Source organism: Nonomuraea ceibae, assembly GCF_019396325.1.
Taxonomy (GTDB): Bacteria; Actinomycetota; Actinomycetes; order Streptosporangiales; family Streptosporangiaceae; genus Nonomuraea; species Nonomuraea ceibae.
Genome location: NZ_JAHKRO010000063.1, coordinates 1 through 18724, shown reverse-complemented (window position 1 = coordinate 18724; position 18724 = coordinate 1). Strand labels below are relative to the sequence as shown.

Annotated in this window: 16 protein-coding genes; 8 read left to right on the top strand and 8 right to left on the bottom strand. The window is 73.4% G+C overall.

Features of this window, described 5'->3' with window-relative positions:
* Position 1: 1 nt before the first annotated feature.
* The 7 genes from KME80_RS30925 to KME80_RS30895 all read left to right on the top strand — a co-directional run bounded on the left by KME80_RS30925 (position 2) and on the right by KME80_RS30895 (position 7688).
* A complete protein-coding gene (locus KME80_RS30925; protein WP_219509974.1) occupies positions 2-1231 on the top strand; it encodes a polyamine ABC transporter substrate-binding protein in 1230 nt (409 codons plus the stop codon).
* A 4-nt stretch (positions 1232-1235) separates the two neighbouring features.
* Complete coding sequence (locus KME80_RS30920; RefSeq protein ID WP_219509973.1) at positions 1236-2087, top strand: ABC transporter permease; 852 nt, start codon at positions 1236-1238, stop codon at positions 2085-2087.
* The gene (locus KME80_RS30915) at positions 2084-2869 is read left to right on the top strand and encodes an ABC transporter permease (protein ID WP_219509971.1); all 786 of its coding nucleotides are present in this window, start codon (positions 2084-2086) and stop codon (positions 2867-2869) included. Before KME80_RS30920 ends, KME80_RS30915 begins: the two co-directional genes overlap by 4 nt.
* Positions 2870-3008: 139 nt before the next feature.
* Positions 3009-4403, top strand: coding sequence for an NAD(P)/FAD-dependent oxidoreductase (locus KME80_RS30910; RefSeq protein WP_219510006.1), 1395 nt, complete (start codon positions 3009-3011; stop codon positions 4401-4403).
* Between the two features lie 51 nt (positions 4404-4454).
* Positions 4455-5327, top strand: coding sequence for an alpha/beta hydrolase (locus KME80_RS30905; protein ID WP_219509970.1), 873 nt, complete (start codon positions 4455-4457; stop codon positions 5325-5327).
* Positions 5328-5417: 90 nt separating this feature from the next.
* Complete coding sequence (locus KME80_RS30900) at positions 5418-6317, top strand: serine hydrolase (protein ID WP_219509969.1); 900 nt, start codon at positions 5418-5420, stop codon at positions 6315-6317.
* A gap of 138 nt (positions 6318-6455) precedes the next feature.
* Positions 6456-7688, top strand: coding sequence for an MFS transporter (locus KME80_RS30895; protein ID WP_219509968.1), 1233 nt, complete (start codon positions 6456-6458; stop codon positions 7686-7688).
* Here the strand turns inward: KME80_RS30895 and KME80_RS30890 are convergent.
* The 8 genes from KME80_RS30890 to KME80_RS30855 all read right to left on the bottom strand — a co-directional run bounded on the left by KME80_RS30890 (position 7651) and on the right by KME80_RS30855 (position 17057).
* Positions 7651-9159 carry a DHA2 family efflux MFS transporter permease subunit gene (locus tag KME80_RS30890; protein ID WP_219509967.1) on the bottom strand — a complete coding sequence of 503 codons (1509 nt, stop codon included), beginning with the start codon at positions 9157-9159 and terminating at the stop codon, positions 7651-7653. The two genes, KME80_RS30895 and KME80_RS30890, sit on opposite strands and share 38 nt — an antisense overlap.
* 34 nt (positions 9160-9193) lie before the next feature.
* Positions 9194-12004, bottom strand: coding sequence for an AfsR/SARP family transcriptional regulator (locus KME80_RS30885; protein WP_219509966.1), 2811 nt, complete (start codon positions 12002-12004; stop codon positions 9194-9196).
* 7 nt (positions 12005-12011) lie between these two features.
* Positions 12012-12764 carry an isocitrate lyase/PEP mutase family protein gene (locus KME80_RS30880; RefSeq protein ID WP_219509963.1) on the bottom strand — a complete coding sequence of 251 codons (753 nt, stop codon included), beginning with the start codon at positions 12762-12764 and terminating at the stop codon, positions 12012-12014.
* Complete coding sequence (locus tag KME80_RS30875; RefSeq protein ID WP_219509961.1) at positions 12761-13558, bottom strand: cytochrome P450; 798 nt, start codon at positions 13556-13558, stop codon at positions 12761-12763. The genes KME80_RS30880 and KME80_RS30875 overlap by 4 nt, the downstream gene beginning before the upstream one ends.
* A gap of 62 nt (positions 13559-13620) precedes the next feature.
* Positions 13621-14328, bottom strand: a complete 708-nt coding sequence (locus KME80_RS30870; protein ID WP_219509959.1) for a DUF998 domain-containing protein — start codon at positions 14326-14328, stop codon at positions 13621-13623.
* Positions 14325-15536: a glycosyltransferase gene (locus tag KME80_RS30865; protein WP_219509957.1), complete on the bottom strand. Its 1212-nt coding sequence runs from the start codon at positions 15534-15536 to the stop codon at positions 14325-14327. Before KME80_RS30865 ends, KME80_RS30870 begins: the two co-directional genes overlap by 4 nt.
* A gap of 62 nt (positions 15537-15598) precedes the next feature.
* A complete protein-coding gene (locus KME80_RS30860; RefSeq protein ID WP_246646047.1) occupies positions 15599-16402 on the bottom strand; it encodes a DMT family transporter in 804 nt (267 codons plus the stop codon).
* A 37-nt stretch (positions 16403-16439) separates the two neighbouring features.
* On the bottom strand, positions 16440-17057 hold the full coding sequence (locus KME80_RS30855) for a DedA family protein (protein ID WP_219509955.1): 618 nt from the start codon (positions 17055-17057) through the stop codon (positions 16440-16442).
* Between the two features lie 383 nt (positions 17058-17440).
* Here KME80_RS30855 and KME80_RS30850 point away from each other — a divergent pair, with 383 nt between their 5' ends.
* Positions 17441-18574, top strand: coding sequence for a sensor histidine kinase (locus KME80_RS30850; RefSeq protein ID WP_219509954.1), 1134 nt, complete (start codon positions 17441-17443; stop codon positions 18572-18574).
* Positions 18575-18724 lie beyond the last annotated feature (150 nt).

Below are 18724 nucleotides of genomic sequence, written 5' to 3'. Positions count from 1 at the left end.
CATGGACCGCCTGCACACCCCCGCCCTCGTCAGAGGGATGACCCAGCCCCGCACCCGCCGCGACGCGTTCAGGCTGGCCGGCCTGTCCGCCGCCGGGCTCGCGCTGGCCGCCTGCGGCGTTCAGGGCCAGAAGGCCGCGCCCCCCAAGCCCGACGCCGTCAAGGACTTCTGGGCCAAGCAGAAGAAGAACGGCAAGGTCGTCTTCGCCAACTGGCCCGAGTACATGCCCGAGGACCACGGGCCGCTGAAGAAGTTCCAGCAGGAGACCGGGATCTCCTACGAGTACAAAGAGGACATCAACGAGAACGCGGAGTTCTTCGGCAAGGCGGACCCGGTGCTGCGGGCGGGCCAGTCGCTGGGCTACGACATCGTCGTGATGACCAACGGCATCCAGCTCCAGCACATGATCGAGCTCGGCTACGCGGTGGCGCTCGACCAGAGCAGGATGCCGAACTTCCAGGCCAACGCGGGCGCCAAGTACAAGGAGCGCTCCTACGACCCCGGCAACGTCTACACGATGCCCTACGCCTCCGGCGTGACCGGGATCGCGTACAACACCAAGTACGTCAAGGACGAGCTGACCAGCATCGAGGCGCTGTTCGACGCCAAGTACGAGGGCCGGGTCGGCATGATGGCCGACGCCCAGGAGATCGGCAACTTCGGCATGATCGCCCTCGGCGTCGACCCGGAGAAGTCCACCGAGGACGACTGGAAGCGGGCCGGCGAGAAGCTCAAGGCGCAGCGCGAGGCCGGGATCGTGCGCAAGTACTACGACCAGAACTACATCGACGCCGTCTCCAGGGGCGACGTGTGGCTGACCATGGCCTGGTCGGGCGACGTGTTCCAGCGGCAGCTCGCGGGTGAGCCGGTCAAGTTCTACGTGCCCGAGGAGGGCGGCACGATCTGGACCGACAACATGCTCATCCCCAAGAACGCCGCCAACCCGGTCGACGCCATGACGCTGATGGACTACTTCTACAAGCCGGAGATCGCCGCCGAGCTGGATGAGTTCATCCAGTTCGTCACGCCGGTGCCCGCCGTGCAGGACCTGCTGCGCAAGAAGGCTGAGACCGCCTCGGGCGAGGACAAGCAGGCGCTGCTCGACATGGCCGACAGCCCGCTGATGTTCCCCACCGAGGCCGACTACGCCAAGCTGCGCAACTACACCAAGCTGACCACGGCGCAGGAGCAGGTGTTCAACCCGATCTTCCAGTCGATCACCCAGGCCTAGGCCGATGCGACGTCTCACCCCCTACCTGCTCGCGCTGCCGGGCTGGATGTGGCTGGCGATCTTCCTGGTGGTGCCGCTGGCCGCGATGGCGTCGGTGTCGCTGCAGACCGGCAACGTGATCGACGGCTTCGTCATGACGTTCAGCGTCTCCAACTACGGCGACGCCATCGGCGGCTACAGCACCCAGCTCGTCCGCTCCCTCGTGTACGGGGCGTGCGCCACGGTGGCGATGCTGGTCATCGGCTATCCGGTGGCGTACTGGATCGCGTTCAAGGGCGGCAGCCGCAAGTCGGTCTACCTGTTCCTGCTGCTGCTGCCGTTCTTCGTGTCGTTCGTGCTGCGCACGATCTCGTGGGGCTTCCTGCTGGCCGACGACGGCGTCCTGCTCGGCACGCTGAAGTCGTGGGGGCTGCTGCCGGCCGGCTTCCACGTGCTCGCCACGGCGTTCGCGGTGGTGGCGGGGCTGACGTACAACTGGCTGCCGTTCATGATCCTGCCGATCTACGTGGCGCTGGAGCGGGTCGACCCGCGCGTGGTGGAGGCGGCCCAGGACCTGTACGCGACGCGCGGGGCGGCCTTCCGCAAGGTGGTGCTGCCGCTGTCGCTGCCGGGCGTGTTCGCCGGGGTGCTGATGACGTTCGTGCCGGCGACGGCCGACCCGGTCAACGCACAGGTGCTCGGCGGCACCGGCAACACCATGATCGGCAACATCATCCAGACCGAGTACCTGGTCAACAATGACTACCCGACGGCCTCGGCGCTGTCGTTCACGCTGATGGCGGTGCTGCTGGTGGGCATCTTCGCGTACGCCAGGGTGCTGGGCACCGAGAACGTCCTCGAGGCGGCGGCCCGATGAGGGGCGGCAGGCTGGGCGACCGGCTGCTGCACGCCTACACCTGGCTCATCATCGCCTGGCTGTCGGCGCCGATCGCGGTCATGGTGCTGTTCGGCTTCAACGACAAGCAGAGCAAGTCCAACGCGAGCTGGCAGGGCTTCACGCTGCGCTGGTACGAGGAGCTGTTCGCGATCGAGGGCCTGACCGAGGCGCTCGCGAACTCGCTGAAGATCGCGCTGGCCAGCACCGTCATCACCGTGGTGCTCGGCACGACGCTGGGGCTGGCGCTCGGCAGGCACCGCTTCCGCGGCCGGGGCGCGACGAACTTCCTGGTGTTCGCCGCGATCTCCACGCCCGAGCTGGTCATGGGCGCGTCGCTGCTGTCGCTGTTCGTCTCGGCCGGCGTCTGGCGTGACGCGATGACGATCACGATCGCGCACGTGCTGTTCTCGCTGTCGTTCGTGACCGTGACGGTCCGGGCCAGGGTCGTCACGCTGGACCCGGCGCTGGAGGAGGCGGCCAAGGACCTCGGCGCGTCCGCGTGGGGCACGTTCCGGCAGGTCACGCTGCCGTCGATCATGCCCGGCGTGCTGGCCGGGGCGATGCTGGCGTTCGCGCTGTCCATCGACGACTATGTCGTCACGAGCTTCGTCAACGGCTCCACCCCGACGTTCCCGCTGTGGATCATCGGGTCGGTGAAGACGGGCATTCCCCCGCAGGTGAACGTGATGGGTACGCTGATCTTCGGCATCGGCGTGCTGATCGCGATCGTCAACGCGGTCGCCGCCCGCCGCCGGATGTGACACGTACTTCTCTGCCACGAGCAGTTTCCGACCCAGAACAGGGAGGCGAGATCGGATTCCGGCGGGGGGAACCCGCGCGTGATCACCAATTTGGTCCCGCAATTTCACAAAATAAGACACCGTAAGGGAAGTGGGATTTGTGGATCCGCTGAAGGCGCTGGCTGACGCGGAGCGCAAGCCGTACTGGCTGGACAGCCCGGCCAGACCCGAGCCGCGACCGCGGCTCGACAGCAACACCACCGCCGACCTCGTCGTCGTCGGCGGAGGCTTCTCGGGGCTGTGGACGGCCCTGATGGCCAAGGAACGCGACCCCGGCCAGGACGTCGTCCTGCTGGAGGGCCGCCGCATCGGCTGGGCGGCATCCGGCCGCAACGGCGGGTTCTGCATGGCGACCCTCACCCACGGCCTGTCCAACGGGCTGGAGCGCTGGCCGGACGAGATCGACCGGCTGGAGCGCATGGGCGCCGACAACCTCGACGAGATCGAGCGGACGCTGGAGCGCTACGGCGTCGACTGCTCCTTCGAACGCACCGGAGAGCTCAACGTCGCCACCGAGCCGTGGCAGCTCGACGCTCTCCAGGAGAACCTCGACGTCATAGACCGGCTCGGCCTCGACTACGTGCCCCTCGACCAGGACCAGGTCCGGGCCGAGGTCAACTCGCCCACCTACCTGGGCGGGCTGTGGGAGCGCAGCGGCTGCGCCATGCTCGACCCGGCCCGGCTCGCCTGGGGACTGCGCGACGCGTGCGTGCGCCTCGGCGTGCGGGTGTACGAGCGCAGCCCGGTCCGCTCGATGCACGACGACGGCGACACGATCGAGCTGCGCACCCCCCGGGGCGCCGTGTCCGGCCGTCGGGTGGCGCTCGGCACCGGCGTCTTCCCGCCGCTGCTGCGCCGGCTCAAGCACTTCGTGGTGCCGGTGTACGACTACGCGCTGATGACCGAGCCGCTCAGCGACGCCCAGCTCGCCGAGATCGGCTGGCGCAACCGGCAGGGCGTCGGCGACTCGGCCAACCAGTTCCACTACTACCGGCTGACCGACGACAACCGCATCCTGTGGGGCGGCTACGACGCCGTTTACTACAACGGCGGCCAGGTCAAGGCCGAGTACGACCAGCGCGACGAGACGTTCGTCAAGCTCGCCGGGCACTTCTACACCACGTTCCCGCAGCTCGACGAGGTGCGCTTCACCCACCGGTGGGGCGGCGTGATCGACACGTGCAGCCGGTTCAGCGCCTTCTACGGGCAGGCGCACGGCGGCAGGCTCGCCTACGCCACCGGCTACACCGGCATGGGCGTCGGCGCCACCCGCTTCGGCGCCAACGTCATGCTCGACCTGCTCTCCGGCGAGCGGACCGAGCGGACCGAGCTGCGCATGGTCAAGGAGAAGCCCGTCCCGTTCCCGCCCGAGCCGGTGCGGTCGGGGGTGATCCAGTTCACCCGCTGGTCCATCGCCCAGGCCGACCAGCACCAGGGCAGGCGCAACCTGTGGCTGCGCACCCTGGACCGGATGGGGCTCGGCTTCGACTCCTGATCGCGACGCCCGCGGCCCCGCGCCGCGGGCGTTCCGCGTCACACTGGGAGCATGAGAGTCGAGTTCGCCGTCGACGGCGTCGTGCTGGCGGGAGACCTGCGGGTGCCCGGCGGGCCGGGGCCGCACCCCGCCCTCGTGTTCACCGGCCCCTTCACGGGCGTGCGTGACCAGGTCACCGGGCTCTACGCCGAGCGCCTGACCGCCGAGGGCTTCGTCACGCTCGCCTTCGACCACCGCAACTGGGGCGAGTCGGGCGGCGAGCCGCGCTGCCACGAGGACCCCCAGGGCAAGCTGCACGACCTGCGCGCGGCGGTGTCGTTCCTGCGCGCCCGGCCCGAGGTCGACGCCGGCCGGATCGGGGCCGTGGGCATCTGCCTGGGCGGCGGCTACGCGCTCAAGTTCACCGCCTTCGACCCCCGCGTCAAGGCGTTCGCGGGCATCGCCGGGGCCTACAACAACCCGTACGCGATGCGGTCGGGGATGGACTACGCGGCGGTGCTGGCCTCGTTCGCCGAGGTGCTGGAGCGCCAGGACCAGGGCGGGCCGGTCGCCTACCTGCCCGCGGTGGCCGAGGAGGGCGAGGCCGCCATGCCCGGCGACGAGCCGTACGCCTACTACGGGACCGACCGCTCAGCGTCCCCCCACTGGGACAACCGGGTCACCCGGGCGAGCGTCCGCGAGCTGGTCACGATGGACAACATGATGGGCGCCGACTTCCTGTCGCCCCGCCCGGCGCTGATCGTGCACGGCGTCGTGGACCGGTTCTGCTCGCCGGAGGGCGCCGAGGAGGCGTACAAGCGGCTCGACGAGCCCAAGCGGCTCGTCTGGATCGACGCCAAGCAGCACGTCGACCTCTACGACCGCGAGCCGTACGTGACGCAGGCCGTCGAGGCGACGGCCGGGTTCCTGCGCGAGCACCTCTAGGGTTGGCGCGCGCGGCGGCTGGGCAGGAGATCGGCTGACCCCCGGTGAGATCACGGGGGGTAGGGCGTGCGTGCGCGATCATGGGCCGCGGTGGCGGTTCTGCTGCTGGTGACAGGGTGCGAGAGCGAGGCCGCGGCGCCCGTGCGGGGCTCGGCGGGCGTGGCGGCGCGGCTGCCCGCCGCGGCGGCCCGGTGCGTGCTGACGCTGCCCGACGCGAAGGCGGGCCGGACGGCCAAGGCCAAGCTGACACGCCAGGTGGCCCGCTACCTCGACCGCAGGCCGGGGCGCGTCGCCTACAGCGCGCTCGACCTGGTCTCCGGCGTGACGATCGGCCACCGCGCGCACGAACGCGGCATGATCACCGCCAGCGGGTCCAAGGTCGACATCCTCATGGCCCTGCTGGCCCGCCGGAAGCAGCCGCTGCGCGGCAGCGAGCGCGACCTGGCCGCGCGCATGATCAGGGAGAGCGACAACCAGGCCGCCGACACGCTGTGGTGGCGGGCCGGCGGCGGCCCCGGGCTGGCCGCCTTCTACCGCAAGCTCGGCCTGCGCGAGACGACGCCCGGAGCGGGCCGCTACTGGGGCGGCACCACCACCACGCCCGCCGACCGCGTCAAGGTGCTCAAACTGCTCGCCGAAGGCGGCAGGGGACTGCGGGCCGCCGACCGGGAGCACGTGCTCGGGCTGATGGGCCGCGTCCACCGCGACCAGGACTGGGGCGTCAGCGCCGCCGCCAGGCCCGGCGAGCGGGTGGCGCTCAAGAACGGCTGGACGCCCCGGCCGTTCGTGCACAACACCTGGGCCGTTACCAGCTACGGCCGCGTCACCGGGCCGGGGCGCGACCTGCTGCTGTCGGTCCAGACCGACCACCAGCCCGGCGAGAGCCACGGCATCGCCACCATCGAGGGCCTGGCCAAGCTCGTCGGCGACCGCCTGGACGCCCTCGCGCCCAGCAGGACCCGGGCCTGCGAGGCCGGGCCGACCGCGTAGGATGACTCCGTCGCGTCTCGCACGCGCCTGATAGACCGCTCGGCGGCCGGCCCTCCTGCCGGTATCACCCCGGTCGAAGCCCACCAGACGGTGCGCTCCTCCGGGACGGCTCCGTCTTGACCTGGACGGAGACCCCCCTTGAAGAGTTACCTCCCGGTGCTGGCCACGCCCGGCGCCTGGCGCTTCCTGCTGCCCGCGCTCGTGGCCCGGCTGCCGTTCGCGATGACCCAGCTCGGCGTCCTGCTGCTGGTGGAATGGTCCACCGGCGCCTACGGGCCGGCGGGCGTCGCCGCCGCGGCGGCGGCCGTGTCCCAGGCCCTCGCCGGGCCCCGCTTCGGCCGGCTCGCCGACCGCCACGGCCAGGCCAGGGTCCTCGTCCCGCAGGTCGGCGCGCACGCGCTGGCCCTCGGCGGGCTGGTGGCGCTGGCCGCCGCCCACGCCGCCGTGCCGCTGCTGGTCGCCGCCGCCGCGCTCACCGGCGCGAGCGCGCCCCAGGTGGGCGCGATGGTCAGGGCCCGATGGGCGCACCGGCTCAGCGGCCCGGCGCTCAACACCGCCTTCGCCGTCGAGTCCGTCACCGACGAGCTCACCTTCACCCTCGCCCCGGTCGTCCTCGTCGCCCTGTCGACGTCGTACTCGCCGGTGGTGGCGCTGCTGGTGGCGCTCGTGCTCGTCGTCACCGGCACGCTCACGTTCGCCGCCGTGCGCACCGCCGCCCCGCCGGGCTCGGCCCGCTCGGCGGCCTCGCCCGGCCCCGAGCGGGCGGCCGGGGTGCTGCGCCTGCGCGGCGTGGCGCTGCTGGCGACCGCCTTCCTCGCGATGGGGTCGGTGTTCGGCAGCCTCCAGGTCGGCATCACCTCGCTGACCGAGGCTCTGGGCACCGCCGCCTCCGCCGGACCCGTCTACGGCGCGTTCTCCGGCGCGAGCCTGGCCGGCGGGCTGCTGTACGGGGCCGTGCGCTGGCGCGTCCCCGCGACCGTCCGGCTCGGCTGCGGGCTCGTCCTGCTCGCCGCCGCGACCAGCGCCCTCGTCCTCGCCGGCTCCCTGCCCCTGCTGTACGGCGCGGCGGCGCTGGCCGGGCTGGTGATCGCGCCCGTCGTGATCACCGGCTACACCATCATCGACGGACTGGTGCCCGCCGCCGCCCGCACCGAGGCGTTCACCTGGCTCAACGGCGCCATCGGGCTGGGCATAGCCGTCGGCTCGTCGGCGGCCGGGCAGCTCGTGGACCGGTTCGGCCCGTCGCTCGCCTTCGTCGTGCCGCCGCTGATCACGGGCCTGGCGGCGGCCCTCGTCCTGGCCCGCCGCCGCGCCCTGCTGCCCCGCCCGGCCGTCACGAGTGAGCGCGTGCCAGCACTTCCTCGGGGATGACCTTCGGCACGCCGCGCAGCCCGACCAGCGCCAGCAGAGCCACCAGCGCCAGCATGCCGGCCGTGGCGAGCGAGGTGACGTGCACCGCCTCCACGAACGCCGTCCGCGCCGCCTGCACGAGCTGCCCGGCCTGCTCGGCGGGCAGCGTCTCGGCCAGCGCCATCGCCCCGGCGATCGACTCCCTGGCCGGCTCCTCCGGCACCCCGGCGGGCACCCGCACCCCGCTCGTGTACGTGCTGTTGAGCACGGTGCCGAGAATCGCGATGCCCAGCGCGCCGCCCAGCTCGAACGACGTCTCCGACACCGCCGCGGCCGCCCCCGCCCGCCGCGCCGGCGCCGTGGCCAGCACGTTGTCGTTGTTGACGGTGAACGCCAGGCCGATCCCCATGCCGCCCAGCATCATCACGGCGGCGATGGCCAGGTAGTTCACCTCCATGCCGAGCGTGCTGTAGTAGAGGAACGACAGCGCGTTCATCGCCAGCCCCAGCGCGACCACGCCGTTCCTGCCGATGACGCCGATGAGCTTGCCGGCCAGGATGCCGCCGATTGCGCCGCTCAGGCCGCCCGGCAGCCCCGCGAGCCCCGCCTGCAGCGGCGACCAGCCCAGCACGAGCTGGAAGTACCAGGCGAAGATCAGCGACATCGCCATCATCGTGAAGATGGCCAGCAGGTTCGTGCTGATGGACGCGGTGAACGCGCGCCTGCGGAAGAGCCGCACGTCGATCAGCGGCTCGGCCAGCCGCGTCTGCCGCCACACGAACACCACCAGGCAGAGCACGCCCAGCGCGGCGGCGACGAGCACGTCCGCGTCGGGACCCCGGTGCGCCACCTCCTTGACCGCGTAGATGACCGCCACGACCCCGGCGAACGAGAGCACCACGCTCGGCAGGTCGATCCGCCCGGCGTCCGGGTTGCGCGACTCCGGCAGCACCAGGAAGCCCCACACCAGCACCACGGCCATGATCGGCAGGTTGATCAGGAAGACTGAGCCCCACCAGAAGTGGTCGAGCAGCAGCCCGCCCACCACCGGCCCCACCGCGAACCCGGCGGCGCTCATGCCGCTCCAGATCCCGATGGCCGTGGTCCGCTCGGCGGCGTCGGTGAACACGTTGCGGATGATCGACAGCGTGGACGGCATGATCGTGGCCCCGGCCACGCCCAGCAGCGCCCTGGCCACGATCAGCAGTTCCGGGCTGGGCGCGTACGCGGTGACCGCCGAGGCCGCGCTGAACGCCACCGCCCCGATCAGCAGCAGCCGCTTGCGGCCGATCCGGTCACCGAGGTTGCCCATCGTGATGAGCAGGCCGGCCAGCGCGAACCCGTAGATGTCGCCGATCCACAGGAGCTCGGTCGAGCTCGCGCCCAGGTCGCCGACCAGCCGGGGCAGTGCGAGATGCAGGACCGTCATGTCCAGCGAGAGCAGGAGCGTGGCCAGGCAGGCGACAGCCAGACAGGCCCATTTCTTCGTCATGCCGCCACTGTCGCGGCAGGCGCTGACCGCCCGCCTACCGCCGGCTGACGGCCCCGCCGACCCGCGTCAGCAGGGCGGCGACTCGCTCGCGCACGTCGGCCGTGCTGTGCCACTCCTCCGGGCACTCCTGGCTCGCCTGCTCGGCCCACCGCCGCGCCGTGGCGAGATCGCCCGCGGCCAGCGCCAGCTCGCCCAGCCCGCAGTGCGCCCGGGCCAGCGTGTCGGACGCGCCGATCCGCCGCGACAGGCGCGCGGCCTCACGGTAGTCGGCACGCGCCCCCTCCAAGTCGCCGACCCGCGCCCGGGTGTCGGCCCGGCGGCACAGGTTGTCGCTGGTGTCGGCCAGCGCGCCCAGCTCGCGCGACAGCCGCAGCGCCTCGTCGGCCATTGCGGCCGACGCCGCGTAGTCGCCCTGCATGAACGCCACGTCGCCGAGCCCCGACACCACGAGCATGGCGCCCCACCGCTCGCCCATCGCCCGGAAGATGTCCAGCGACTGCTCGAACTGCGCCTTGGCCTCCTCCAGCCGGCCCTCGAACTGCATGATGAACGCCTCGCCGCTGTGCATGAGCGCCCGCTGCCAGGGCGGCAGCCGGTCGACGAGCTGCCGGGCCACGTCCACCGACCGGTAGTCGGTGGGCGGGCCGGTGAACATCGGCAGCAGCAGCGTCAGGAACTCCAGCCGCCGCAGCAGGTACTCCTCCGGCAGCAGCCCGTGCAGCGCCTCCAGCCGCGCCGCCATCTGGTCGTCGATCGCCCGCCCGGTCCAGGCGGCGACGAGCACGCACATCGCGTACTCCTCGTCCATGCCCTCCGGGACCGTGTCGTCCAGCCGCCCCAGCAGGTCGGCCGCCAGCGTCGCGCTGGTGACCCGGTGCCCGCGCATCCACCAGTAGCAGGCGGAGTAGGCCACCAGGCGCAGCGCCAGCTCGGCCTGGCCCGACTCCGTCGCCCACCGCACAGCCGCGTTCAGGTCGTCGCCGGCGGAGTCCAGCCGGGCCAGCCACTCCAGCTGCTCGCTGCGCCGCAGGTGGGCGTCGGCGGTGCGGACCAGCTCCAGGTGGTAGGCGGCATGCCTGTCGCGCAGCTCGTGGCTCTCGCCCGACTCCTCCAGCCGCTCCGCGCAGAACGCCCGGATCGTCTCCAGCATCCGGTAATGGCCGCCGACGGACTCGACCAGCGACTTCTCCGCCAGCGAGAACAGCACCTCCTCCGGCTCCCCGCACACCCGCTCGGCGGCCTCCGCCGTCGCCCCGCCCACGAACACCGTCAGCCGCCTGGCCAGCCGCTGCTCCGCCTCGTCCAGCAGGTCCCAGCTCCACGCCACCACCGCGCGCAGCGTCTGGTGCCGGGGCAGCGCCGTCCGGCTCCCGCGCGCCAGCAGCCGGAACCTGTCGTCCAGCCGCGCCGCCACCTCCCGCACCGTCAGCGTGCGCAGCCGGGCCGCGGCCAGCTCGATGGCCAGCGGCAGCCCGTCGAGCGCCCGGCAGATGCGCGTCACGTCCGCGGCGTTGCCGTCGCCGACCGTGAACCCCTGCCGCACCGCCGCCGCCCGGTCGGCGAACAGCCGCACCGCCGGATAGCCGAGCGGGTCGGCGGCGTCCGGCGGCGGCAGCCGCAGCGGCGGCACCGGCAGGATGCGCTCGCCGATGATGCCGAGCGCCTCCCTGCTGGTCGCCAGCACGCGCAGCCCCGGGCAGGAGGCCAGCAGCAGGTCGGCCAGGTCCGCCGCGGCCTCGACCAGGTGCTCGCAGTTGTCCAGGACGAGCAGCAGCGTGCGGTCGGCGAGCGCGGTGACCAGCCGCTCGGCCGGCTCGACGGCGGGCAGCTCGGCGCCGTGCGTGCGGTCGCGGATGTCCAGCGCGGCCAGCACCGCCGCCGCCACCTCCGCGCCGTCGGACACCGGCGCGAGCTGCACGAAGCACACGTCGCCCGCGGCCCGCCCGGCCACCTCGCCCGCGAGCCGCGTCTTGCCGGAGCCGCCCGGGCCGATCAGCGTGACGAGCCTGGCCTCGGCCAGCTCGGCGCGCACCTGCGCGAGCTCCTCGGCCCGGCCGACGAAGCTGGTGAGCTGGGCGCGCAGCCCCTGCCGGGTCGAGCCCGCCGCCGGCGCGCCCAGCGACGGATCGGCCCGCAGCACCGCCAGGTGGGCGGCGGCCAGCTCCGGGCCCGGCTCGACGCCCAGCTCCTCGTCCAAGATGCGCCGCCCCTCCTCGAACGCGGCCAGCGCCTCCGCCTGCCGGCCGCTGCCGTACAGGGCGCGCATGAGCTGGGCGCGCGGCCGCTCGCGCAGCGGATGGTCGGCGGTCAGCCGTCTCAGCTCGGCGACGACCTCGCGGTGGCCGCCCAGCGCCAGGTCGGCCTGGACGCGGTCCTCGACGGCGGCCAGGCGCAGCTCCGACAGCCGGGCCGCCGCCGCCTCCGCGTGCGGCGCGTCGGCCAGCGCCGTCCCGCGCCACAGCTCCAGCGCCTCGCGCAGCAGCGCCGCCGCCCGGCGCGCGTCACCGGCCGCCAGCGCCTCCCGGCCCTGACCGGCCAGCCGCTCGAACCGGTGCGCGTCGACGTCCAGCGGATCGGCCACCAGCCGGTAGCCCGCCGGATGGAACTCCACCCGGTCCCGCCCCAGCACCCGGCGCAGCCTCGACACCTGCGACTGCAGCGCGTTGGCGACCCCTTCCGGCGGGCGCGACCCGTACAGGCCGTCGACGAGCTGCTCGGCGCCCACCACCCGGCCGGCCTCCAGCGCCAGCAGCGCGAGCAGCGCGCGCACCCGGGGCCCGCCCAGCGGCACCGGGGTGCCGTCGTCGCCCAGCGCGGCGCTGGGTCCCAGGATCTCGAAGCGCATGCCCCGATTATCGTGGCTCGGGCAGCATGGCGGTGATGTCCGCGTAGGAGGGCAGGTCCGGCTCGCCCTGTCCGCGTACGGCCCGCAGCGCCGACAGGGCGCCGCGCAGGCTCGCCCGATAGAGCAGCGAGCCGGTGCTCACCCGGGCGACGCCCACCCCGGCCAGCTCGGCGAGCGACGGGCCGCCCGGCTGGTAGAGCACGTTCACCGGCAGCGGCGTGCTCTCCACCAGCCGGGCGATCTCCCCCAGATCGCTCAGACCGGGCACGAAGATGCCGTCCGCGTGCCCGTACGCGCGCACCCGCTCCAGCGTGTCGCCGGTCCCGAGCCAGCGGGTGTCGGTCCGCGCGTTGACGAACACGCCGTGCCCGCGGGCCGCCTCGATGATCGCCTGGTGGACGCCGATCGGCCGCAGCGTGCCGTCGGCCCGGCCGTCCTCCAGGTTGACCCCGGCCACGCCCAGCCCCGCCAAGGTCGCGATCAGCTCGGCCACCTCGCCGGGGTCGTCGCTGAACCCGCCCTCGACGTCGACGCTGACCATCACGTCCAGCGTCCGCATCGTCGCGGCGAGCGCCACCGTCTCGTCCCTGGTCGCGCCGCCCGCGTCAGGCTTGCCGTGCACGGCCGACACGCCCAGGCTGGTGGTGCCGACGGCCGCGAACCCCTCCCCGGCCAGCACCGCGGCCGACCCGTAGTCCCACGCGTTGGGCAGCAGCAGCGGCTCGCCCGGCCGGTGCAGCGCCCGGAACCTCTCGCTCATCGTCCCGCTCCGATCTCCACCAGCGCGTCGAGCACCCCGGCGGCCAGCGCCAGCGCGTGCCGTGACGCCGGGCAGGGCCGCAGCCCGGCGCCGAACGTCAGATGCGGGGCCTCCCCGCGGGCCGGGTCGAACCGCTCCGGCGACGCGAACACCTCAGGGTCGCGATTGGCGGCCACCAGGTCGATCACCACCTCGTCCCCGCTCTCGCGGTCCACCCGCCGCGTCACCTTCAGCGGCGGGTCGTGCCGCAGCGTCTCGTGCAGCAGGTCGTCCACCGCGACGCCGGGCGCCGCGTGGGCCAGCGCGTTGCCGATCAGCCCCTCCACGGAGGCGTGCGCCTGCAGCAGCAGCGTGACCAGGGCGATCCGCTCGTCCTCCGGCCCGGCCGCCCGCTCGGCGAGCTTCACCAGCTCGGCCACCGCCGCGTCGGCCGCGCCGGACTCCTCGCCGGACAGGTAGCCGGGCGCCGCCGCCCGGACGGCCTCGGCCAGGCGGCCGGGCTCCGCGAACCCGAGCGCCTCGCCCAGCACCTCCGTGGGCACGTCCCGCCACTCGCCCCGCCGGGCCGCCGTCAGCGACCGGGCCGCCTCCCGCAGCGCCGCCGGGCCGAGCCGGGTGAGCGGCGCCGACAGCGTCGCCCGGCGGCGCGCGTGCTCCTCCCCGGAGCTGAACCTGGACACCCGGGCGCGCAGCCAGGCGAGCGTCCCCACCGGCGCGCCCTGCCGCACGGGCGGCGGCACGTACCGGGAGTCGGCGAGCACGGAACAGGCTTCGGAATGACGTGTGACGAGCATGTGATCACGCTAGCCCGGCAACGGTTCGCCGCCCGTCTAACCATGCCGGTCGTCCGCGCTGATCAGGCGACCAGCCGCTCGCTCTCCTGCGGCGGCCGCACCGGCTCGGCCGCCGGGACGGGAAGCGGCGTCCGGGCGGCGACGGCGCGTCCGCCCGCGGCCACCGCCATGGCGACGATCAACGCGATCTCAGCCACCACCAGCGCCCGCTCCAGCAGGCCGTAGTAGCCGGCGCCGCCGATCCACGCCGAGGTGAACGAGGCGGGGTGCGCCGCCAGGTAGACGGCCAGCGCGACCACGGACGTCAGGCTCAGCGCCCGGACCGCGTTCCAGCGCGGCAGCGCCTTCCGGCCCCGCGCCAGCGACCACCCGGCCACCGGCAGCGTGGTGAACACGACGGCGGCGGCCCACCGGTGGATCTCCCCGGTCAGCGTGCCGATCTCCGACCCGCCCGGATCGGTGGGGAAGACCGCGCTCATCATCAGCCCGGCCGCCGCCGCCAGCAGCAGCACCCTGGTCGCCGCCGTGCGCCCCGGCTCCCGTACGGCCAGCCCGTACGCCAGCGTCAGGCACGCCCCCGCGAGCGCCAGCATGCCGGCCAGCACGGGCAGCAGCCCGCCGGACACCAGCGCGTAGTCGCTCAGCAGCGGCTGCGACGGCAGCGCGAGCTGCGCGTAGCCGAGGGCGAGCACGGCGACCAGCGCCCCCGCCACCGTCCCGCCGACGGCGAACCCGATCGCGCCCTGCGGGGCGTCCTGCCTGGATGTCATCGCGTGACCTCGTCATAGATCTGCTCGAAGCGGGCGAGCGACGTCTGGTGATCGTGGGTGAGCGCCAGCTCGCGGCTGGCCCTGCCCAGCCGCTCCCGGAGCGCGTCGTCCGAGAGGATGCCGGACAGGTGCCGGGCCAGCGCCATCACGTCGCCCGGCTCGTACAGGTAGCCGTTGCCCGCCACCAGGTGCGGCAGCGCCATCGCGTCGGCCGCCACCACCGGCAGCCCCGACGCCATCGCCTCCAGCGTGGCGATGCTCTGCAGCTCGGCGACGCCCGGCATGGCGAACACGTCGGCCGCGGCGAACGCCTGCGGCATGCTCTCGTCCGGCACGAAGCCGAGGAAGAACGTCCGCTCGCCCACCCCGATGCGCCGGGCCAGCCGCTCCAGCACCTCCCGCTGGTTGCCCTTGCCGACGAACGCCACCTGCGCGTCGGTGTCGTTCAGCACGTACGGGAGCGCGCGGACGATCTCGTCGAGCCGCTTCTCCTCGTCGAGCCGGCCGACGAACAGGACCGTGGGCCGGTCCGGCAGCCCGAACGCCTTGCGCGCCCACGCCTTCGGCTCCGCCCGAGGCTGGAACCGGGCCAGGTCGATGCCGCACGACACCGCCTCCACCTCGCGGGTGAAGCCCTGGTCGCTCAGCAGCTTGGCGGCCAGCGGCGTCGGCGTCGTGATGTGGTCGGCCTTGCCGAAGATCCGGCCGAAGTCGCGCCAGGCCAGCCGCCCGGCCTTGGCCCGCAGCCGCGCCGGGATGTGGCCGAACTGGAAGAGGTTGTCCGGCATGAAGTGGTTGGTCGCCACCACCGGGATGTCGCGGCGGCGGGCTGCGGCGATGGCCGCCCGGCCGACGACGAAGTGGCCCTGCGTGTGCAGCACGTCCGGCTCGATCGCGGCGACGAGCCGGTCCAGCCGCGTCGGGACGGTCACCCGCATGGTCGGGTGGACCAGGACCGGAGCCGAGCGCAGCCGGTGCACGATCACCCCGTCGACCACGTCCGCGCTGGCCGGGCCCAGGTCCGACTGGCACACCACGTGCACCTCGTTGCCGCGCTCGGCCAGGCCGGTGGCCAGCCGGTGGGTGAAGTAGGCGGCGCCGTTCACGTCGGGCGGGTAGGTGTCGGTGGAGATCAGGATGCGGCGCGGGCGGGCGGGGACCGGGACGAGGGCGGCCGAATCGTCGACCGCGTGCAGGGGCATGGCCATGGTGGTGACTCCGTTGTGTCGAGGTTGGAGGAGCTTCACGTGTGTGGTGCGCGCTGTGGCGGTCATGTCCTGGCCTCCAGCGGCGTGGTGCGGGCCAGGGCGACGGTTCCGGCGGCGGTCAGCGCCGCCGCCGCGATCGGCAGGACCCCCGTCGGCACCGGCTCACCGAGCAGCAGCGCGCCGAACGCGACGGCGGTGAGCGGGTCGGCGATCTGCAGCGAGGCGAAGGACACCCCGAAGTGGCCGACGGCGTAGGCGCGCTGCAGCATCATCAGCGCCAGCAGCGCCGGGACGGGCAGCGCCAGCAGGTACCACCAGTTCCAGCCGCCGTCGACGAGCACCCGCAGGAGCGTGGCGGTGGCGCCGTAGAGGACCCCCGAGGCCGTCGCCAGGAGCGCGGCCCGGCCCGCGTGGGAGGCGGCCTTCGACCCCGCCCACAGCAGCACCGCCGCCACCCCGGCGACGCCGAGCAGCGTGAGCACGCCGGACGGGTCGAGCCTGGTCGGGCCGTCGGACTCCGGCACCAGCAGCACCAGCCCGATCAGCCCCGCGGCCACCACGCCCGCCGCGGCCAGCTCCCGCCGCTCCGGCCTGCGGCCGTGCAGCGCGGCGGCGATCGGCAGCGCGAACAGCAGGCTCGCCACCCCCATCGGCTGGACGACCGTCAGCGGGCCGAGGCCGAGCGCCACGATGTGCAACCCGCCTCCCACCAGGATCGACGCGCCACCGATGAGCCAGCGCGGCCGCCGGAGCAGGGCGAGCAGGCCGGGCTTGGCCGTGCCGACCGCTTCGAACTGCTGCAACGCGGCTCCGAGCGCGAAGAACAGCGAACCGATCAGGGCGATCACCGCGGCCAGCACAGTCATGCCCACTCCTTTCAACCTGGATAGTCGCCAAAAAGGGTCAAACGGACGTGTCCGCCGGAAGGCGCTCGGGAGAAGCCTTGATGGCGCGCCGCTTCCTGACCCACCGGACGATCTCCACGACGGCCGTGACCGACAGCGCGATGCCCAGGCCGAGCAGCAGACCCTTGATCGGGTCGTTCTCGAACGCCATCCCGCCGAAGAACCCGATCAGCCCCGAATAGACGCCCCACGAGACCGCCGCGATCGAGTCGAAGAACGTGAACGACCGCAGCGGATAGCGCACCGCGCCCATCGTGAGCGTCGTCGCCGTCCGCCCGCCCGGGATGTACCGGGCCACGACCAGCACCAGCCCGCCACGCTCCGCCAGCGCGCCGCGCGCCCACACGAACGCCTTGCGCTCCCGCAGCCTGCCCCCGCCCTTGTGGCCCAGCAGGTAGGAGATGTGGTCGCCGCAGAACGCGCCGAGCGCCGCCACCACGATGACCAGCGCCAGGTTCGTCTGCCCGCTCGCCGCGAACACCCCGGCCGTGATGACCGAGGTCTCCGCCGGCACGACAGGGAAGAACCCGTCGAGCAGGGCCAGCGCGAACAGCGCGACGTACAGCCACGGTGACGACATCACCTGCTGGAGCCACTCCAGGACGGTGTGGGACATCAGTGTGTTCTCCGATCAGTCAGGAGCGCTCTCAAGCCTGGTGGCGTGAGGGACGACGGGACATCGGGGATGCCCCCGGTCGAACGCGGGCCCTTCCCCGAGCCGGGTCAGGGCCAGCGCACTCCGAAACTAGGAACCCCGCGGGTGCCGGCACATCGGCCGATCGGCATGCACCACCCCCGACTTTCGTCAGGGGCGGCCTGCGACCTGCTTCGATCAAACCGGTTCAGGAAGCCCGGCACAGGAGTGGAGGTATCCGCCTTTGTGGTGGTGCTAGCCCCACCCGAACCGGGGGACGGCGCACCACCCCTGACTTTCGTCAGGGTCCCGAACCGACCATCGGCGGCACCGGCCGGTCGTGCGCCGCCGGTAGCTTCGGACCCGTGAAACGACTGCGCCGCGCGAACCGTCAACAGGTGATCCGGGACGTGCTCCTCTGGTTCCTGCTGTCCGTCGCGGTCTCCATCATGGGCCCCGACCCGCTCGACGGCTTGCCCGCCTTCGCCCTGGTCACCGTGCCCCGCATCGCGCTGATGGGCGTGGTCGTCCTCGTCGGCCGGCCGTGGCCGCTCGCCGCCGTCGCGCTGCTGCTGCCGTTCGGGCCGTGGGACTTCCGCGAAGGCTTCGCCACCAGCGACCTCACCTGGCTCTCGCCGCCGTCCAGCGGGGTCAAGATCCTCCCGCTCCTGCCGGTCTCGGCGTTCGTCATGTGGTACGCGTACCTGACCGGACGGCGGCTGGCCCGCGTCTGGCCCGCCCTCGCCCTGGCCGCCGTCGCCACCGGCATCGGCGTCGTCCTCGTCCTTACCAGAGGCGGCACCCTCGCCCTCTGGGTCACCATGACCTCCGGCCTCGTCGGCACCTACGCCGTGCCGTACCTGCTCGGGCTCCTGCGCCGCCGTCTCCTCCAGCAACGCGCCCAGGCCCGCCACTCCACCGCCGAACAGGCCCGCCTGCGCGAACGCGCCAGGATCGCCCGCGACATGCACGACTCCCTCGGCCACGACCTCGCCCTCATCGCCGTGCGCGCCGCCGGGCTCGAGATGTCGCCGAACCTCGACCCCGCCCAGGTCAAGGCCGCCGGCGAACTCCGCCTCGCCGCCGCCGACGCCACCGAACGGCTCCACCAGATCATCGGCGTGCTCCGCGACGACGCCGACACCGCGCCGCTCGTCCCCGTCCACGAGGACGTCACCGCCCTGGTCGAACGCGCCCGCGCCTCCGGCATGCGCATCACCCTCGACGTCACCGGCCCCGTCCCCGGGCTGGCCCACGCCGTCGTCCAGGAAGGCCTCACCAACGCGGCCAAACACGCCCCGGGCGCCGCCGTCACCGTCGAGATCGGCCCCCACCGCGTCACCGTCCGCAACGGCCCCGCCACCGGCCCCCGCCCCGCCCTCCCGATCGGCGGCGGCCTCGGCCTCGCCGGCCTCCGCGAACGCGTCCGCCTTGCCGACGGCACCCTCACCGCCGGCCCCACCCCCGAAGGCTGGACCCTGACCGCCACCCTCCCCTGACCTTCCTCCGTACGCGACCTCCCACCGCCGAGCGGCACCCCGCCGAGCGGCCCGGCGCATGCGGGGGGCAGGTCCCCCGGAGGGGGGAGGGGGGTCCCCTGGGGGCGGGTGGTGCGGGGGGCGGGGCCGGAGGAGGGTCGGGGTATGACG